The organism is Paraflavitalea devenefica, from assembly GCF_011759375.1.
Lineage (GTDB): Bacteria > Bacteroidota > Bacteroidia > Chitinophagales > Chitinophagaceae > Paraflavitalea > Paraflavitalea devenefica.
The window spans coordinates 1,761,423-1,777,172 of sequence record NZ_JAARML010000001.1; the positions used below are offsets into that span (position 1 = coordinate 1,761,423).

Annotated in this window: 14 protein-coding genes; 12 read left to right on the forward strand and 2 right to left on the reverse strand. The window is 47.2% G+C overall.

Translation table 11 applies throughout. From position 1 onward, the window contains the following. The first annotated feature begins 7 nt into the window (after positions 1 to 7). Positions 8 to 1,864, forward strand: a complete 1,857-nt coding sequence (locus HB364_RS07215; RefSeq protein WP_167287187.1) for a serine hydrolase domain-containing protein — start codon at positions 8 to 10, stop codon at positions 1,862 to 1,864. A 263-nt stretch (positions 1,865 to 2,127) separates the two neighbouring features. Next, entirely contained in the window at positions 2,128 to 2,844 is a 717-nt protein-coding gene (locus HB364_RS07220) for a hypothetical protein (RefSeq protein WP_167287188.1), read from the forward strand. On the opposite strand, the gene HB364_RS07225 is transcribed toward HB364_RS07220, so the two are convergent. Next, positions 2,841 to 4,904: a family 10 glycosylhydrolase gene (locus tag HB364_RS07225; RefSeq protein WP_167287189.1), complete on the reverse strand. Its 2,064-nt coding sequence runs from the start codon at positions 4,902 to 4,904 to the stop codon at positions 2,841 to 2,843. The two genes, HB364_RS07220 and HB364_RS07225, sit on opposite strands and share 4 nt — an antisense overlap. Positions 4,905 to 5,133: 229 nt before the next feature. On the opposite strand from HB364_RS07225, the gene HB364_RS07230 reads away from it, so the two are divergent. Then, the gene (locus HB364_RS07230) at positions 5,134 to 5,862 is read left to right on the forward strand and encodes a uracil-DNA glycosylase family protein (protein ID WP_246228346.1); all 729 of its coding nucleotides are present in this window, start codon (positions 5,134 to 5,136) and stop codon (positions 5,860 to 5,862) included. A 60-nt stretch (positions 5,863 to 5,922) separates the two neighbouring features. Here HB364_RS07230 and HB364_RS07235 read toward each other — a convergent pair whose 3' ends face one another. Then, complete coding sequence (locus HB364_RS07235) at positions 5,923 to 6,579, reverse strand: Crp/Fnr family transcriptional regulator (protein ID WP_167287190.1); 657 nt, start codon at positions 6,577 to 6,579, stop codon at positions 5,923 to 5,925. A gap of 90 nt (positions 6,580 to 6,669) precedes the next feature. On the opposite strand from HB364_RS07235, the gene add reads away from it, so the two are divergent. From add to HB364_RS07280, 9 genes are all read left to right on the forward strand, one after another. Further along, a complete protein-coding gene (add, locus tag HB364_RS07240; RefSeq protein ID WP_167287191.1) occupies positions 6,670 to 7,683 on the forward strand; it encodes an adenosine deaminase in 1,014 nt (337 codons plus the stop codon). 30 nt (positions 7,684 to 7,713) lie between these two features. Next, positions 7,714 to 8,364 (forward strand): Crp/Fnr family transcriptional regulator, encoded by a 651-nt coding sequence (locus HB364_RS07245; RefSeq protein ID WP_246228348.1) that lies wholly within the window; start codon positions 7,714 to 7,716, stop codon positions 8,362 to 8,364. Positions 8,365 to 8,434: 70 nt separating this feature from the next. Beyond that, a complete protein-coding gene (locus HB364_RS07250) occupies positions 8,435 to 9,229 on the forward strand; it encodes a sulfite exporter TauE/SafE family protein (protein ID WP_167287192.1) in 795 nt (264 codons plus the stop codon). A gap of 72 nt (positions 9,230 to 9,301) precedes the next feature. Further along, positions 9,302 to 10,714: an MBL fold metallo-hydrolase gene (locus HB364_RS07255; RefSeq protein WP_167287193.1), complete on the forward strand. Its 1,413-nt coding sequence runs from the start codon at positions 9,302 to 9,304 to the stop codon at positions 10,712 to 10,714. Positions 10,715 to 10,738: 24 nt separating this feature from the next. After that, positions 10,739 to 11,302 carry a YeeE/YedE family protein gene (locus tag HB364_RS07260; protein WP_167287767.1) on the forward strand — a complete coding sequence of 188 codons (564 nt, stop codon included), beginning with the start codon at positions 10,739 to 10,741 and terminating at the stop codon, positions 11,300 to 11,302. A 3-nt stretch (positions 11,303 to 11,305) separates the two neighbouring features. After that, positions 11,306 to 11,800 carry a YeeE/YedE family protein gene (locus tag HB364_RS07265; protein WP_167287194.1) on the forward strand — a complete coding sequence of 165 codons (495 nt, stop codon included), beginning with the start codon at positions 11,306 to 11,308 and terminating at the stop codon, positions 11,798 to 11,800. Positions 11,801 to 12,104: 304 nt separating this feature from the next. Further along, positions 12,105 to 12,800 carry a hypothetical protein gene (locus HB364_RS07270; RefSeq protein WP_167287195.1) on the forward strand — a complete coding sequence of 232 codons (696 nt, stop codon included), beginning with the start codon at positions 12,105 to 12,107 and terminating at the stop codon, positions 12,798 to 12,800. Positions 12,801 to 12,820: 20 nt separating this feature from the next. Beyond that, on the forward strand, positions 12,821 to 13,930 hold the full coding sequence (locus HB364_RS07275) for a hypothetical protein (protein WP_167287196.1): 1,110 nt from the start codon (positions 12,821 to 12,823) through the stop codon (positions 13,928 to 13,930). A gap of 20 nt (positions 13,931 to 13,950) precedes the next feature. Next, on the forward strand, positions 13,951 to 15,747 hold the full coding sequence (locus tag HB364_RS07280) for an OmpA family protein (protein WP_167287197.1): 1,797 nt from the start codon (positions 13,951 to 13,953) through the stop codon (positions 15,745 to 15,747). Positions 15,748 to 15,750 lie beyond the last annotated feature (3 nt).

The following is a 15,750-nucleotide window of genomic DNA, read 5'->3' on the forward strand; positions in this document are numbered from 1 at the left end:
ACGCTCCATGAAAAAAGCCGTAGTTATTACCTGCCTGGCACTGGTTGCCTGTACCTCTTTTGCCCAACAAAAAAATACGCCCGCTACCCTTACTGCACTAACAGATTCTATCCATGCCCTTGTACAGCGGCAGCCTATTCCCGGTTTAATGGTGGGTATTACGACCAGGGATTCAGTTCTTTTTTCGGGTGGGTTTGGATATGCTGACGTGGAAGCAAAGCGGCCGGTAACAGGGCAAACACTTTTCCGGATGGGTTCTATTACCAAGCTATTTGTGTCATTGGGTATCCTTAAGCTGGTGGAAGCGGGAAAACTGAGCCTGCAGGATGAGTTAAAGAAGGTGGCTCCTGAAGTACCGTTTCGGAATCCATGGGAGGCTACACATCCTGTAAGGATTGTACACCTGCTGGAGCATACGGCAGGGTTTGATGATATGAAGCTGAACCGCATGTGTTCGCAGGATACGATAGCGTATGCAGGTAAGGAAGCTATGCTGCTACAACAACCTTCTTTGGTAAGCCGGTGGGCGCCGGGTGAAAGAATGGCTTATTCCAATCCCGGCTATGTGGTGCTGGGTTATATTATTGAGAAGATAACCGGTTCTTCTTATGATGAATTTATTATTGCCCAGGTATTAGAACCGCTGAGGATGCGAGCCTCCAATTTTAACCTGCGTAGTAAGTTTCCCGACAAAGATGTGAAGGAGTATGTGGTGCATGGCGGTAAGGTTAACAAGGTTCCGTCTGTTACTTGTTTAATGGGACCGGCAGGCGCCTTATGGTCGTGTCCGGATGATATGGTAAAGTTTGTTCAATTCTTTCTTAAGAACGGCGATTCTCTTTTTACTGTTAACAGTATCCGGGAAATGGAAACGATGCATAGTTCGCTGGCTGCTAACGCCGGACTTACGAGTGGGTATGGTTTGGGGAATACCAATCTATTTATTTATCAAAAGTATCCCTGGCGGGGCCATGGGGGATGGATGGGTACCTGCTTCTCCACTTGTGCCTATAACCAGGAGTTGGGTGTTGGTTTTGTATGTTCTTCCAACGGCAATCAATCGAACAGGGCCATTGAAAGATTGATCATGGATTATTTTGAGCAACAGTATCCGGGTAAAAAAACGGATACCGTTGCTATGGACCTGAAAGCTATTACTCCTTATATAGGGCAGTATCAGTTTGAGAGCCCCCGCAATGAGATTGCCAGCTTCAACGACAGGTTATTGGGCACACCCAGGGTGTACCTGGAGAATAATTCGCTGTATGTAAAGTTCTTTCCTGCAGGAATGGTAAAGCTGGTCCAGACCGCCCCGTTTATTTTTACTAAAGAAGGCGCCAATAGCGCCACCGTAATTTTTACAACGAATGAAGCCGGGAGGCGTGTGATGGTGATGGATGGCGCTTATTTTGAGCAGGCTTCTTTTGGGCGGGTGGCTGTTACGCGGTGGCTGGCGATTGTAGCTGTTTTGTTGGCAGTGATAGCTGTTGTTGCCGGGCTTGTTTCTTTGGTTGCTTATGTGGCCGGCAAGGTGAAACTGCGGCAGTTACCGGTACGGGTATTGCCCATGGTAGCGGTGGCTTTACTGGCATGGGCGGTGGTGAGCCTGCTACAAGTGCAAACGGAGAGCTACCTGCTGAGTGAATTGCAGCATGTGAGCGGGCGTAGTGTGGTTGTTTTTGCAGGTACTTTGTTGTTTGGTATTTTTTCCCTGCTGCATTTAGTGTTAGTGATCAGGCGGTTTGGAAAGATGGGTAATCGCTGGTTGTATGCTTATTGGTTGATCACGGCGCTTTCGCTTTGCTATATTTCCTTTGTTTTATTCCGGCATGGGTGGATTGGGCTTCGTACCTGGGCGATGTAAGCGGTGAGCCCCTCCCCGACTCCTCTGCGACCTCTAGCAAAATACCTGTTTCTGCCAGTATAGGCGGGGGCTGTCTGCAGTACGTGAGGGTAGGGTAACCCGTAGGTAATCCCCGGATGATCCCTAGGTGATCCCAAGATGGCATTCTCCTTATGTTCTCTGAAGGTTCTCTGAATATTCTCTGTAAGTTCTCTGTAGCTCGGTACGTATTTAATTTGATTGAATATGTATTTTGCGTAATTTGTAGGATAAATATCCTATTTATGCCACGAAAAAGAAAAAAGAAGAAAAGACGGAAACTTCCACCTCTTGATTATGATCCTCAAAAGTATGACTGGGTAAATACCAGGGAAGGCGGGTATCCCCGACGAAAAAAGGGAACTGTCAAGCCGGTCAAACTAAACAATACGCTTCAAAAGAATGTGGAGCTTACCCGCCCCACCAACGAGGCTGCTAAAAGGGTAATGGCCAAATTGTACCCGTTCCTGCAATATTTAAAGCTGGGACGTACGGTTGTAAGAATAGCCGGGCGCTTTAAGAAGTCCATTAATAAAAATGGCCAGATGGATTATACTTCCCTGGAAGGTCTGGATTTCCAGGATGATTATCGATTAGCAGATACGGCCTGGGGATTGGTGAGCGTACGGGAGAAAGCAGGCGTTTTATACCTGCTTTTTCCGGTGGGTAATATGCATGTGAAAAAGCATAGCTCGCTTGCCACAGGTTATTATGTAGAATTCATTTTATTATCCGGCAGTCCTGAGAAAGAAAATGTGCTGCGGATTGACAGTACTGAATCCAGGCTATATACTTTCGAAGAGGAAGGGAATGTTGACTGCCATCTTTCCATGCAGTTGCCAGAGAAAGAGCCCTGGATGGCATTGCTAAAGGTGAGCTGCACGTTTGAAAAGGAAGTAGCAGACACACCAAAATACTATGGGCTTAAAGTGGTGAAGGTGGGGAAGGGACAGAATAGTTAATTCATCAGTTCCTTCACCTTTGTTTTGATATAACCATTTTGCAGATACTGGTACAGGTTCTTGCCGGGGCAATCGGTTTTGGCGGAATGATCTTTATGTGAGGCGATGGTTTCGAATGGGATGTTGTATTTCTTGCAGCAATAAGCAATGAGCCTGGTGAGCGCTTCCAGTTGCTTTTGCGGCACCTCCTGCGTTTCGAAATTGCCCAGGCAGGAGATGAGCAGGTGACCGGCAGGATCGTATTCGGTAGCAGTTTCCCCCACGGTGTATACACTTCTTCCTTCATAGATGGTGCCATCGGGCGCAATCAAAAAATGATAAGGAATATCTACCCAGTTCCTGTCTTTGCCCATACCCCAGGTTTGTACGTTCTTAATGTGCTTAGCGGCATCCTTAGTAGAATCGAAGGCGGTGCCTTCATGATGGATGGTGAGCTTTACTGGTACGTGTTGCTTGAAGGGCTTAGGTGCTGCCGCATTCCAGCCCGAACGGGGTACAATGGCAGCAGCAGGCGTAACCATTTTTACCGTATTTTCTATTTCTTGCAGGGTGCTTTCATTACCGGTACGGTCTACCGCTGTTACAGCAATATGCGTGGGTACATTACCACCCTGCGGTATTTCAATGGTGGCAGACCGGTCGTTGCGGTTCATGATCTTGTAGTTCCAGAAAGGGTTGCCCGATTTGTCTTTGTATTTATGGTATACCACATAGTGGAATACATCTTTTGCATCGGGATGCGTCCAGCTTACCTGCAAGGCATTGCCCAACTGATCGAGCGTTACAGCAGGCGCTTCCGGTGCTTTGTTATCGAGCCAGGGACTGGCAGGGATCAATGCCTGTTTTTTATAAGGGCCATTGAGAATACCGTTGATCATGTTGGGATTTTTGGTGAGCTGCGATATGCTCCAATGTATCGCACCCGCACTTTTGGGCAGCATGCCACGGGTGGTCATGATCTGACCAATGATCTCATTGACGTTCCTGATGCTGGTATCAGTACCTACACTCATGCCTGGCCACAGGTGACGCTCTTTGGTGTTTTCGCCAGTCCACCAACCCAATAATATGGGAAAGCTTTGCGACTGGCGGCTGATGGGCCAGTATAGTTGCGGCGCAAAGTAGTCTATCCAGCCTTCGTTTAACCAGAGCTTTGCGTCGGCATATAGTACACTGTATTGATCAAAACCTGCTACGTATTCGGGATAACCGGGCCGCCAGATGCCAAAGGGACTGAGGCCAAATTTCACATGCTTCTTCTCTGCTTTGATTTCTTTGTAGAGCCGTTCAATGAATGTATTGACAGCATGACGACGCCAGTCGCCTCTTTCCAGTTTGCCGCCACCGGCTTTGTAAGCAGCATAGCTGACACTATCGGGAAAGTCCTGGCCCAGGTTATAATCGGGATAGGGATAGAAGTAATCATCAAAGTGCACGCCATCTATATCATACCGTTTTACGATATCCATCACTACTGCGGCTGAATGATCTTGTGTGCCTTTGAGGGCGGGATCGAACCACCAGTAGTTGCCCTGCTTCAGTTTTACTACGAGTTCAGGTCTTTTTTTAACGATGGAACTGTCAGATACTTCACCTCCTACGGTGTGATGCGCGCGGTAAGGATTGAGCCATACGTGCAGTTCCAGTCCGCGGTCGTGCGCGGCCTCTGTCCAGAACTCCAGCGGATCATAGAACGGGCTGGGCGCTTTACCCTGTGTACCGGTGAGGTAATAGGACCAGGGTTCTAAAGCGCTTTGGTATAAGGCATCGGCCTGTGGCCTTACCTGGAAGACAACGGCATTGAAGTTATTTGCTTTCAGGAAGTCGAGGAGGACAATGGCTTCCTGTTTCTGTTGTTCGGTGGAGAGGCCGGGTTTGCTGGGCCAGTTGATGTTGGCTACGGTAGCTACCCAGGCTGCGCGGAATTCTTTGGCTGCTTTGGGCGCAGCGGAGGGCGCAGGGAATGCCTGTGTTACCGGTGATTTTTTGGAAGCGGCGCAGGAATGCAATAGAAAAATGATGACAATGGCAGTAGTAAAGGATAGTAGTTTGCTGGGCATATTGCTCTATTGAAGTACTTTTTTGCAGTGAAGGGTTAAAGATACAGGTATGGACATTTGAAAGAAAGACAGGCCATTTAAATTCGCTAAAAATGTGCAGATATTTGCAGGATTTGTCGAGTGTGTTGTATTTGGAAATGCTTTGGGAAGGGTGGAACTTCAATAACCTGCAAGAGCGCAAGGAGGGTTCTAAAAAACAATGTTATTTTCGCTACCCTAAAGCGAACAGATGGCTAAGAAGAAAGATGCTGCAGCTATGACATTTGCAGACCGGGTGATTGATTTTAATAAGCATGTTCATTTTACAGGGAAGCTGCCTGCGGGCATACGTATTATGAATCCCTTCCGGGAAGATGAAAATATTATTCCTATCTCTTCCACATTCTATAAGAAGTTTTATGACGATTATAATACGCGTCATCTGATCCTGGGTATTAATCCCGGCCGGTTTGGCGGCGGCGTTACCGGCATTCCCTTTACCGATACGAAACGCCTCAAAAATGAGTGCGGCATTCCTTACACCGGGAAGGAGACCCATGAGCCTTCTTCCGTATTTGTGTATGACGTGATCAAGGCTTTTGGCGGGGTAGAAGCTTTTTATGGTAAGATTTATATTAATTCGATGAGCCCGCTGGGCTTTACGTCTGTTGCATCTAACAGAAAGGAGATCAATTATAATTATTACGACAGTAAGGAGCTTACGGATGCGGTGTATGATTTTATTGTAGAGAATGTGCGTACACAAATAGCATTGGGCGTGTATACGGATGTGTGCTTTTGTTTTGGCACGGGCAAGAATGAACAGTTCTTACGCAAGCTGAATGATAAGCATGGATTTTTTGGGAAGATCGTTGCGCTGGAGCATCCGCGGTTTGTGATGCAGTATAAGTCGAAGACGAAGCAGGTGTATATTGATAAGTATTTGGAGGCGTTTAGTGAAGTAATGGATGTCTTATAACTGTTGCGGAACGCAACGAAATAAAGCTGCGAGGCTGCAAGCCTCGCAGAGCGACAACAATTACTCGTCGTCGAATCTTTTTAATAGTTTATCGAGGTCGGGTTTTGTGATGTGGAGATTGAAGCTGCCGGTATGGACGAAGTTCTTTTCCCTTAGCTGTTTGAGCGTACGGTTAAGACTCCTGACGGAAATGGCGAGGTAATCGGCCAGGTCCTTTTTTGACAGGGGCAGTTCGTGATTGGAAAAGAGGGAAAGGAGCTTTAGCAGGGTATATTCCAACGGGTAGAGCTGCTGGTAAGAGACCCTGATGGCCAGTTGCCGCACCCGCGTAGCAAGCTCTTTTAAGATGATCTTATTGAATGCTGTATTGGTTTCCAGTAATTGCCAGAAGAAACTACTGTCTGTTTTATAGGCTACCAGTTCTGTAACCGCTTCCACCGTACTAAGGATGGGCGCACTGGTCAATAGTTCCAGTTCCCCGATGACTTCCCCTTCGCCAAAGAATTCAAGGATGTAGTCTTTGCTGTTCTCTTCCGTGATGTAGCATTTGGCTATGCCCTGCCTGACGAAGTACAGGTGATGGGCTTTCTGATCCTGCCTGAACAGTTTTTGACCCGGCTGAAAGGTCTGCTGCTGAATGCCGGGCAATTGTTGAATAAACTGCAATAAATCCTGGTTGGTGCGTATCATATCGGTGATCCGGGACAAATGTCCCATCTTTTTTTGTACTGACCATTATTTTGCGTGAAAATCCGGTAGTATATGTGGCTCTGGCGAATATTCATGATGATTTTAATACCCTTTTTTATGATTGGATGTACTGATGGGCGCCAGGTAGACGTAACCACCTTGCCCAAGGTAGAATTGCACCAGCATATGGATTGCTCCCTCAGCTTTGCCGTAGTGCAAAAGATTAATCCTGCCATTACTTACGAGGAATACAGACGCGATTTTGTAGCACCATCGAAATGTACTGACCTGGCAGATTATATTACCCGCGCTGTAAAGGCCGTGGACCTGATGCAAACGGAAGAGCAGCTAAGACTGGTTACGCTGGATGTTATTCAGCAATTGCAGAAAGACCATGTGATTTATGCAGAGTTACGGTTTGCCCCGCTGCAACACCTGCAGCAAGGACTTACCTCCCAGCAGGTAGTACAGGTTGTGAATGATGCTGTAGAAGAAGGTATCCGGCAAACCGGTGTACAGGTAGGAATTATTCTTTGTACCCTGCGCCATTATTCAAGGATGCAAAGTATGGAAACGGTGATGCTGGCGGAACAATTCAAAGGAACACATGTGGTTGGTTTTGATATTGCCGCCGATGAAGCAGGTTTCCCGGTTGATAACCACGTTTCCGCTTTTAAGTATGCCCACGAAAAAGGTATTCCCTGTACGGCACATGCAGGTGAAGCAAAGGGTGCTCCCAGTGTTTGGGAAACGCTGGAACATTTCCGTCCTTCGCGTATTGGCCATGGCGTGCGCAGCATGGAGGATGCTTCACTGATGGCGTATCTCCTGAAGCATGATATTCATCTGGAGGTTTGTCCCACCAGTAATATACAGACAGCTATTTATGACAGCATTACGGACCATACCGTAGATAAGATCTACCAGTCGGGCGTATCCATGAGCATTAATACGGATGCCCGTACGATCTCGGATGTGAGCCTGACATCTGAATACAAGTTGCTGGAACAGGTATTTCACTGGGAGAAGGCGCATTTTCTTCGTTGTAACCTGGAAGCGATTGATCATGCTTTTACGAGTGAGGAGAATAAGCGGTTACTTAGGGAGCAGTTGATAAAGGGGTATCAGTAAGCTGTTAGGTATTAGCTGTTAGCTTTTAGCATGTACCTTTGGTGGATGAAGAGCGCTATGGAGTATCTTGATCAGCGGTTCCCGCAATTTGAGCCGGCACTGAGGCAATTGCTGGCAGAACAATGTGTGGTTAAGTCATTACCTGCAGGTGAAAAGCTGATGCAGACAGGGCAATATTTCCGGTCTACGATGCTTATTGCAGAAGGCCGGGCCAAGCTGTACCGGGAAGGGGCTGATGGTGGTGAGTTCTTTATGTATTACCTGGAGCCGGGCCAGGCCTGCGCGCTTTCGATGATCTGCGCTACCCGTCAGCAGACCAGTGAAGTGATGGCCGTTGCCGAAGAAGATACCGTCGTATTGTTGATGCCCATTGGTTTGATGGATGAACTGATGCACGATTATAAAAGCTGGTATTATTTTGTGATTGAAAGTTACCGCACCCGGTTTGAGGAACTGCTGGGCGTGATTGATAATGTGATTTTCAAAGGGATGGATGAAAGACTGGAGTTTTATCTCAAGAACCAGTATAAAAAGCTGCAGCGCCGCGAACTTCCTATTACTCACCAGGCAATAGCCAATGACCTCAATACTTCCCGGGAGGTTGTATCCCGGTTGTTAAAGAAGATGGAACAACAGAAACGCCTGGTCCTTTACCGTAATTATATTGAATGGCTGGGATAGCCTTGTGTGACAATTGTCACTGTACAGTTGTATAACCCTTGCCATCTTTGCCTTGTAAAATGAAAGGTATATGATGGTCATGGGATATATGGCGGCTGCGCTGATCGGTGTTTCCCTCGGACTTACAGGCGGCGGGGGATCTATTCTTACAATGCCTGTACTGGTGTATCTTTTTGGTATCAGCCCTGTTATTGCGGCTGCTTATTCCCTTTTTATTGTGGGTTCTTCCAGCCTGGTAGGCGCTGCCGGTAAGATAAGGCAGCAATTGGTAAGTTACCATGCTGTGCTGTATTTTGGCGTCCCTTCTTTGCTGACCGTATTTGTAACCCGCAAATGGCTGATGCCTGCATTGCCGGAAGTGTTTTTTACCCTGTACGGCTTTCCTGTTACCAAGGCTGCTTTCACCCTGCTGTTGTTCAGCGTACTGATGCTGATGGCAGGCGTATCAATGATCCGCGACCAAGAGATAGCTATGGCGGATGATACTGCCCGTATACATCCGCTGCGTATAGGCGTGCAAGGAATGATTACGGGGTTGGTTACCGGGCTGGTGGGTGCAGGCGGAGGGTTCCTGATCGTACCCGCTTTGATGTGGATGCTGCGGCTGCCTGTTAAAACAGCCATCGGCAGTTCCTTGCTGATCATTGCCATTAATTCATTGGCGGGATTCGTGGGCGATGTAATGAATTATAGTATTGAATGGCCACTGGTGTTACCGGTAACCGGTATAGCTATAGCCGGCATTTTTATTGGCAATAGTCTGCAGCAGCATGTTTCCGCCGTTCATTTGAAAAAGGGATCTGGTTGGTTTGTGCTGGCGATGGGTATTTACATCATTATAAAGGAGTTATTTTTTAAGGCATGATAAAAGTCATGGTTTCCCGGCCGGGAAATAAACAATTTTGTATCTGAAACATTATAAAATAAAAAGGACTGTATGAAAATTGAACAGATATATACCGGATGTTTAGCGCAGGGCGCTTATTATATCCAATCGGGCAATGAGGCGGCTGTTATTGATCCGCTGCGGGAGGTGCAGCCTTATATTACAAAGGCGGCGGCCAATGGCGCTACGATCAAGTATATTTTTGAGACGCACTTTCATGCCGATTTTGTATCGGGGCATGTAGACCTTGCCAAAGCCACCGGCGCAACGATCGTATATGGTCCACTGGCCACACCGGCTTTTGCAGCACATATTGCTTCGGATAATGAGGTGTTCAGGATTGGTCAGGTAAGTATCCAGGTACTGCATACGCCGGGCCATACGATGGAATCCGCCTGTTACCTGTTGCATGATGAAGCGGGGAAGGCCGTTGCTTTGTTCTCCGGCGATACTCTTTTTATAGGCGATGTGGGCAGGCCCGACCTGGCGCAGAAAGCAGCCAATATGACGCAGGAGGATCTGGCAGGGACCCTGTTTGATTCCCTGCGTAATAAGATTATGCTACTGCCCGATGATGTGATTGTTTATCCCGCGCATGGGGCCGGTTCTGCCTGTGGAAAGAATATGGCCAAGGAAACTTCCGATACGCTGGGCCACCAAAAGCAATATAATTATGCTTTGCGGGCGGCTATGACCAGGGACGAATTCATAGCAGAAGTAACAGCAGGACTGCTGCCACCACCGGCTTATTTCCCGCAGAATGTAAAGATGAACAAGGAAGGCTATGAGAATATTGAGCAGGTATTGAAGCATGGCACCCAGCCGCTCAGCGCGGAAGCTTTTGAAGCGGCCGCCAATGAAACAGGCGCCCTTCTGCTGGATACGCGTGCGCCGGAGATTTTTGCGCAAGGGTTTGTTCCCAATTCGGTGAATATTGGCATTGATGGCAGTTTTGCTCCGTGGGTGGGCGCCCTGATAACAGATATTTATCAACCCATTCTTATTGTTGCAGAGGAAGGAAGGGAAGAAGAAGTGGTGACCCGGTTGGCCAGGGTGGGTTATGATCATTCGATTGGTTATTTGAAGGGCGGTATCAATGCCTGGCAGGAAGCCGGTAAGGAGCTGGACCAGATTGAATCTATCCCTGCAACAGAACTGGCGGCCAGGATGGAAAAAGATCCCGCGCTGTCTATAGTCGATGTACGCAAAGAGAGTGAGTATGCGGCCGGGCATATTGCAGGAGCGGAGAATATGCCGCTGGACTATATTAATGAGCAGGTACAAAAGCTGGATAAGCACCAAACTTGGTATGTACATTGTGCCGGCGGGTACCGCTCTATGATCTTTAATTCTATTCTGCGTGCGCGGGGCTTTGATAAGCTGATTGATGTGAAAGGAGGTTTTAAGGAGCTTAAAGATTCCGGCCGGTTTAGTATCAGCTCTTCCATTTCCACCACCCTTTAATGTGTAAATGATTGTATGACTAATATTATTGACTTTATCCGGCAGCCCTGGCCATGGTATGTGGCTGGGCCGCTGATCGGTTTAACGGTGCCGGCCCTGCTGCTGCTGGGCAACAAGCATTTTGGCATCTCTGCCAACCTGCGGCATATCTGCGCGATGTGCCTGCCGGCCAATATTCCCTTTTTTACCTATAACTGGAAGAAGGAATTGTGGAACCTGTTTTTTGCAGGGGGGATATTGCTGGGTGGTATTATCGCTGCCTGGCTGTTACGTAACCCTGCACCGGTGGAGGTAAATGAGGCTTTGGCTACAACGCTATCGCAGCATGGCATTACCAATTATGACGGTCTTGTGCCTGTTGATGTATTTAGCTGGCAACAGCTTTTTACTGTACGTGGCCTGTTGATGATGGTGGGCGGCGGTTTCCTTGTAGGGTTTGGCACCCGGTATGCGGGCGGATGCACCAGTGGTCATGCCATTACGGGATTGAGCAATTTACAATGGCCATCGCTGGTAGCTACCATTTGTTTTATGGTGGGCGGATTACTGATGGCGAATTTTATTTTACCTGTTATTTTATCCTTATAGTTTATGCAGCCAACCATTGATACAGATTTTGAAATGCGCACACAGGATACGATCTGTGTGAATGAATCACAGCTCACCCATAAGTGGTACCATAATATAAAGTACCTGGTGGTGGGTGTATTGTTTGGGATCGTTTTTGTAAAGGCGGAAGTGATCAGTTGGTTCCGGATCCAGGAGATGTTCCGCTTCCAGAGTTTTCATATGTATGGTGTTATTGGCTCTGCCGTTGTGGTGGGTATGATCTCCGTATTCCTGATCAAGCGATTTAATGTGAAAACGATTTATGGAGAGCCGGTACAGTTCCATCCCAAGAAGTTCAATAAAGGGCAGGTGATTGGTGGCTTGCTGTTTGGCTTCGGCTGGGCGATGACGGGCGCCTGTCCCGGACCTTTGTTTGCCCTGATCGGAACGGGCGCTACAGTGATCGTTGTTGTATTGCTAAGCGCTATTGCGGGCACCTGGGTATATGGGCGGTTTAGGGATAAGCTGCCGCATTAAAAATATAAGGCGTTAGCTTTTAGGTATTAGCTATTAGCGATTTGAAAAACAGTATTATAGAAAGGCTGTCTGAATTATCAGGCAGCCTTTTCTTTTGTGCTAAAAATATTTTTTAGCTAAGCTGTAATATTTCAGCAACAGCCACTACACGCTTACCGGTTGCATGTATTTGCAAAAATATATTTAAATATTCCGTTTGTAACGGCTGTAATATTTCTGTAACACTACGACTGATGTTTTATTAGTACAGTATGAATACTTCGCTTAAGATGCTATCATAATTATTACATAAACCCTTTGTTCCATGCTTAAAAGTTGGAAGCATCTGTTTGTGAAAACAGATGACCCTAAAGCTGGAAAAGAAGAGGCTGAACCAGCTTTTTCTTTCCCGGCCAGTGAAACTATTGTTCCTGCTGCTGATAAAAATGATAAAGGCAGCTTTATACCTCCGCCGGTGAATGATACGGTAGTGGATGAGGTAACAGCAGTGTATGAGTCGGGATTAGAGTCCATCAATATGCCCGGTTATGACTTCTATGAGTTTTATAAAGCGATCAGCAGCACCGGCCTGTCGGGCGAGCATACTTACCAGTTGGCTTTCCAGATGGCCAGGACGATGGATAAGACTGTTACGGTGCAGAAGCTGATGACGGATGCTGAGTTCTATATCAGTAAGATCAACGAGGTACACGGACAGTATGTAAGTCAGGGACAGGTGAAGCTGCGCTCCCTGGAAGAAAAGAAGAATGCTGATAAAGGTCAGTTGCAGGGTGAGATTGACCAGGGAGCTATGCGGATATCACAATTGCGTGCTGAATTACAGCAGTTAGAGGCGGCCGTGAATCAGAAGAAAGCATTGCTGTCGAAGATTGATGAAGGGTTTCAGCCACAGGAGAAAGCTATCCGGGAAAAGCTGGCAGCCAACGATACGGCAAGAAAGGTGAGCATTGAAAAGCTGCAGGCGATCCGGGAAGGTATATCCAGGTTTATTAAACAGTAACCAATTACAATCAAATAAAAATGTCAGCAGAAACCAACAAGGTGCTTGAACTGCCTATCCTTAAGCACTTCGAAAAAAGCCAGATCACTTTTCATCCAAAGAATTGGAGAAAAGGAGAAAAGGGTATTGCCTGGGTGATAGGTCTTGTATTATTAGGCACTATCGCCTGGGGTTTATATCAATTCATTTTGCCCATTGTGTTTACCTGGATAGGCCAGGTACTGGGCGCCATTGCTGCAGCCGTACTGGTGATCGCCTTCTTTATTATGCTGCCTGTGATTGTTAAAGCAATGAAGAAGCTGGCGCGGGCGATGCATAAGACGTTGATCCGTCATGATCCCTTTGGCGAGCTGGAAGAGCAAAAGGAAAAGATGGTGCAGAACCGGATCCAGTTTAAGGAAGCCAAGGCAAAGATCAAGGCGATTAAGAATAATATGGAAGCGGAGTCTATCAAGGCCGAGAAGGAAGCCAAGGATTACCAGGATAAGGTAGTGACCCTGCAATCGAAGGCGGCTACTACCAAACAAAGGATGCAGGAAATGGAGCAGAAGAAAGGAGAGGCTGCCAAAGAATCGGATGAGTATGTAGACCTGCAAACGAATATGATGAAAACGTTGAGTGAAGCGCAGCGGGTAAGCCATATGCTGAACCAGAGTACGGGCCTTGTGCGCAAGTATGGCAGCCGGGCCCACGTAATCGGTAAACTGGACCGGAAGCTGAATATGGTAGATACGGCGATGGAGATCAAGGTAGCCGACTTTGAAGTGAGTATTGATATGCTGAAGAAGGAGTATGCTTTTGCCGAAGCTGCCCGCAGTGCTACTGAACAGGCGAAATCGGCCATGCTGTTTACCAAAGGCTGGGAACTGGAATACGCCCTGGATGTGGTGACGAATACCATTGCCATTGACCTGGCTACTACGCAGGAGAACCTGCTGGACCTGGATTCGCTTACCAGCCAGTATTCAATGGATAGCGATGAGCTGTACACGAAGCTGGATAAGCTGGCCGACCAGATCCGGACAGACAGTTATGAGATACCTGAATCAAAAAAATATGCTAATCCAAATTATAAGCTGTCGTCTGAAGACAGGCAGGAAAGCAAAGGATTTGGAGACATTTTCAACTAAAACCTTTAAATACTAAAGCAATGAAATGGACAAGTCTTACTTTATTCTCTAAGTCACTTATTGTACTGGCATTAGCCGGTGGTGTTGGTGGCGCTGTTTATTATCTCTCCCCCGGCCTGCGGGTGGATGAGTCGAAAACGGTGGAGAAGCTGGATGTATCTGATAAAGATGTAAATAATGTAACTACTTCTGCAGAATTGCCTTTACCTGGTGCGGAAGCATCCGGCGATGTAGCCTCCAAGCCCCTGGTACGTGTGGCAGGATATGCCTGGAATGCGCAGTCGGGGCTGATTGTAGCCAATGGCGGACCTAAAACGACCAAAGGCTCCCTTATGGAAAAGAATGGTGTGAACCTGGAGATCATCCGCCAGGACTGGCTGACTGAGTTGCGTAACCTGCAGATGAAGTTTGTAGAAGAATTCGATAAAGGTAATGCTGCTCCCAAAGAAGGCACCGCTGGTATTATTATTATGGGTGATGGCGTTCCTTTCTATCTCAGCTCTGCTCAGCAGGCGCTGGATGATAAGTATGGCGCTGGTAAGTATCAGTTGCAGGTGGTAGGTGCAGTTGGTTTAAGTTATGGTGAGGATAAGCTGATCGGGCCGCCAAGCTGGAAGATGAACCCACAGTCTATGAAGGGGGCGCTGGTATCGGCTGTTATTGGCGATGGCGACTGGGTTACTGCGGTTAACTACGCTTCTGCCAATGGCCTTAAGATCAACCCTGATCCTGCTACGTATGATGCTGAAGCGGTGAATTTCCTGGCTTCTGCCAATGATGATTATATTGAATCTGCCAAAGAGCTGATCAAGTCTCAAACACAAGGATGGACTGTTCCCCTGAAAGAAGTGAAAGCGGGTAAGCTGACCGGTAAGAGTATTAATAAGAAGGTGGATGGTTGCGCTACATGGACGCCTGGCGACAAGATGGTTTTTGATGCACTGACCGGATTCACAGATGTTGTTTCCACGAAAGAGTTCAATAACCAGATGGCAACTACGATTATTTTCCTGCGTCAATGGGCGGATCGTAATAAAGAGGCGGTTAGTAATATTCTTAAGTCGGCCTATGCGGCTTCTAACCAGATGAAGCAATATGATACCTGGAGAAAGAGGGCCTCTGAAACTACTCAAAAGTCTTTTAATATGGAGACGCCTGAGTATTGGTATGCGATGTTCAAAGGTCAGCAGGGGGAAAAGAACGGTATTTCTTATAATATGGGTGGCTCCCGGGTGTTTAACCTGGCCGATGCCAACCAGTATTATGGTATTACCGATGGCACGAACCGTTATAAGGCAGTGTATGACCAGGTATCGCGTTACCTGAAGACATTGAACCCGGCAGGATTTAACCAGAATGTTAAGCGTATTGTACCTTATGAAGAAGCGGTGAATTTATCATTCCTGAAAGATGTGAAGGATATTGATGCCGGTGCTACGTATGCCACTGACTATTCTAAAAAGGCAACGAGTGTAATGGCCTCCGGTGAGTGGCGTATCAATTTTGATCCGGGTCGTGCTACTATCCGTCCGGAAGGAAAGGATGTACTGGAACAGATCTATAACCTGCTGGTGCAGGCAGAAGATTCCAAACTGGAGCTGGTAGGTCACACTGACAATACCGGTACACAGGAAGGCAACTACGCATTGAGCACCGCCCGTGCGGAATCTGTAAAGAATTATTTGATTCAAAAAGGTATTCCTGCTACCCGTTTCCAGAAGATTGATGGCAAGGGCCAGGATGAACCGACAGCAGATAATAACACGGCTGCCGGTAAAGCGCAGAACAGGCGGGTAGTGATTAGTCTTCTTAAATAACAT

Bases quoted from the DNA above. Each gene is read 5' to 3' on its own strand.
- HB364_RS07215 (WP_167287187.1), top strand. From the start codon at position 8: ATGAAAAAAGCCGTAGTTATTACCTGCCTGGCACTGGTTGCCTGTACC.
- HB364_RS07220 (WP_167287188.1), top strand. From the start codon at position 2,128: ATGCCACGAAAAAGAAAAAAGAAGAAAAGACGGAAACTTCCACCTCTT.
- HB364_RS07225 (WP_167287189.1), bottom strand. From the start codon at position 4,904: ATGCCCAGCAAACTACTATCCTTTACTACTGCCATTGTCATCATTTTT.
- HB364_RS07230 (WP_246228346.1), top strand. From the start codon at position 5,134: ATGGCTAAGAAGAAAGATGCTGCAGCTATGACATTTGCAGACCGGGTG.
- HB364_RS07235 (WP_167287190.1), bottom strand. From the start codon at position 6,579: ATGGGACATTTGTCCCGGATCACCGATATGATACGCACCAACCAGGAT.
- add (WP_167287191.1), top strand. From the start codon at position 6,670: ATGATTGGATGTACTGATGGGCGCCAGGTAGACGTAACCACCTTGCCC.
- HB364_RS07245 (WP_246228348.1), top strand. From the start codon at position 7,714: ATGTACCTTTGGTGGATGAAGAGCGCTATGGAGTATCTTGATCAGCGG.
- HB364_RS07250 (WP_167287192.1), top strand. From the start codon at position 8,435: ATGATGGTCATGGGATATATGGCGGCTGCGCTGATCGGTGTTTCCCTC.
- HB364_RS07255 (WP_167287193.1), top strand. From the start codon at position 9,302: ATGAAAATTGAACAGATATATACCGGATGTTTAGCGCAGGGCGCTTAT.
- HB364_RS07265 (WP_167287194.1), top strand. From the start codon at position 11,306: ATGCAGCCAACCATTGATACAGATTTTGAAATGCGCACACAGGATACG.
- HB364_RS07270 (WP_167287195.1), top strand. From the start codon at position 12,105: ATGCTTAAAAGTTGGAAGCATCTGTTTGTGAAAACAGATGACCCTAAA.
- HB364_RS07275 (WP_167287196.1), top strand. From the start codon at position 12,821: ATGTCAGCAGAAACCAACAAGGTGCTTGAACTGCCTATCCTTAAGCAC.
- HB364_RS07280 (WP_167287197.1), top strand. From the start codon at position 13,951: ATGAAATGGACAAGTCTTACTTTATTCTCTAAGTCACTTATTGTACTG.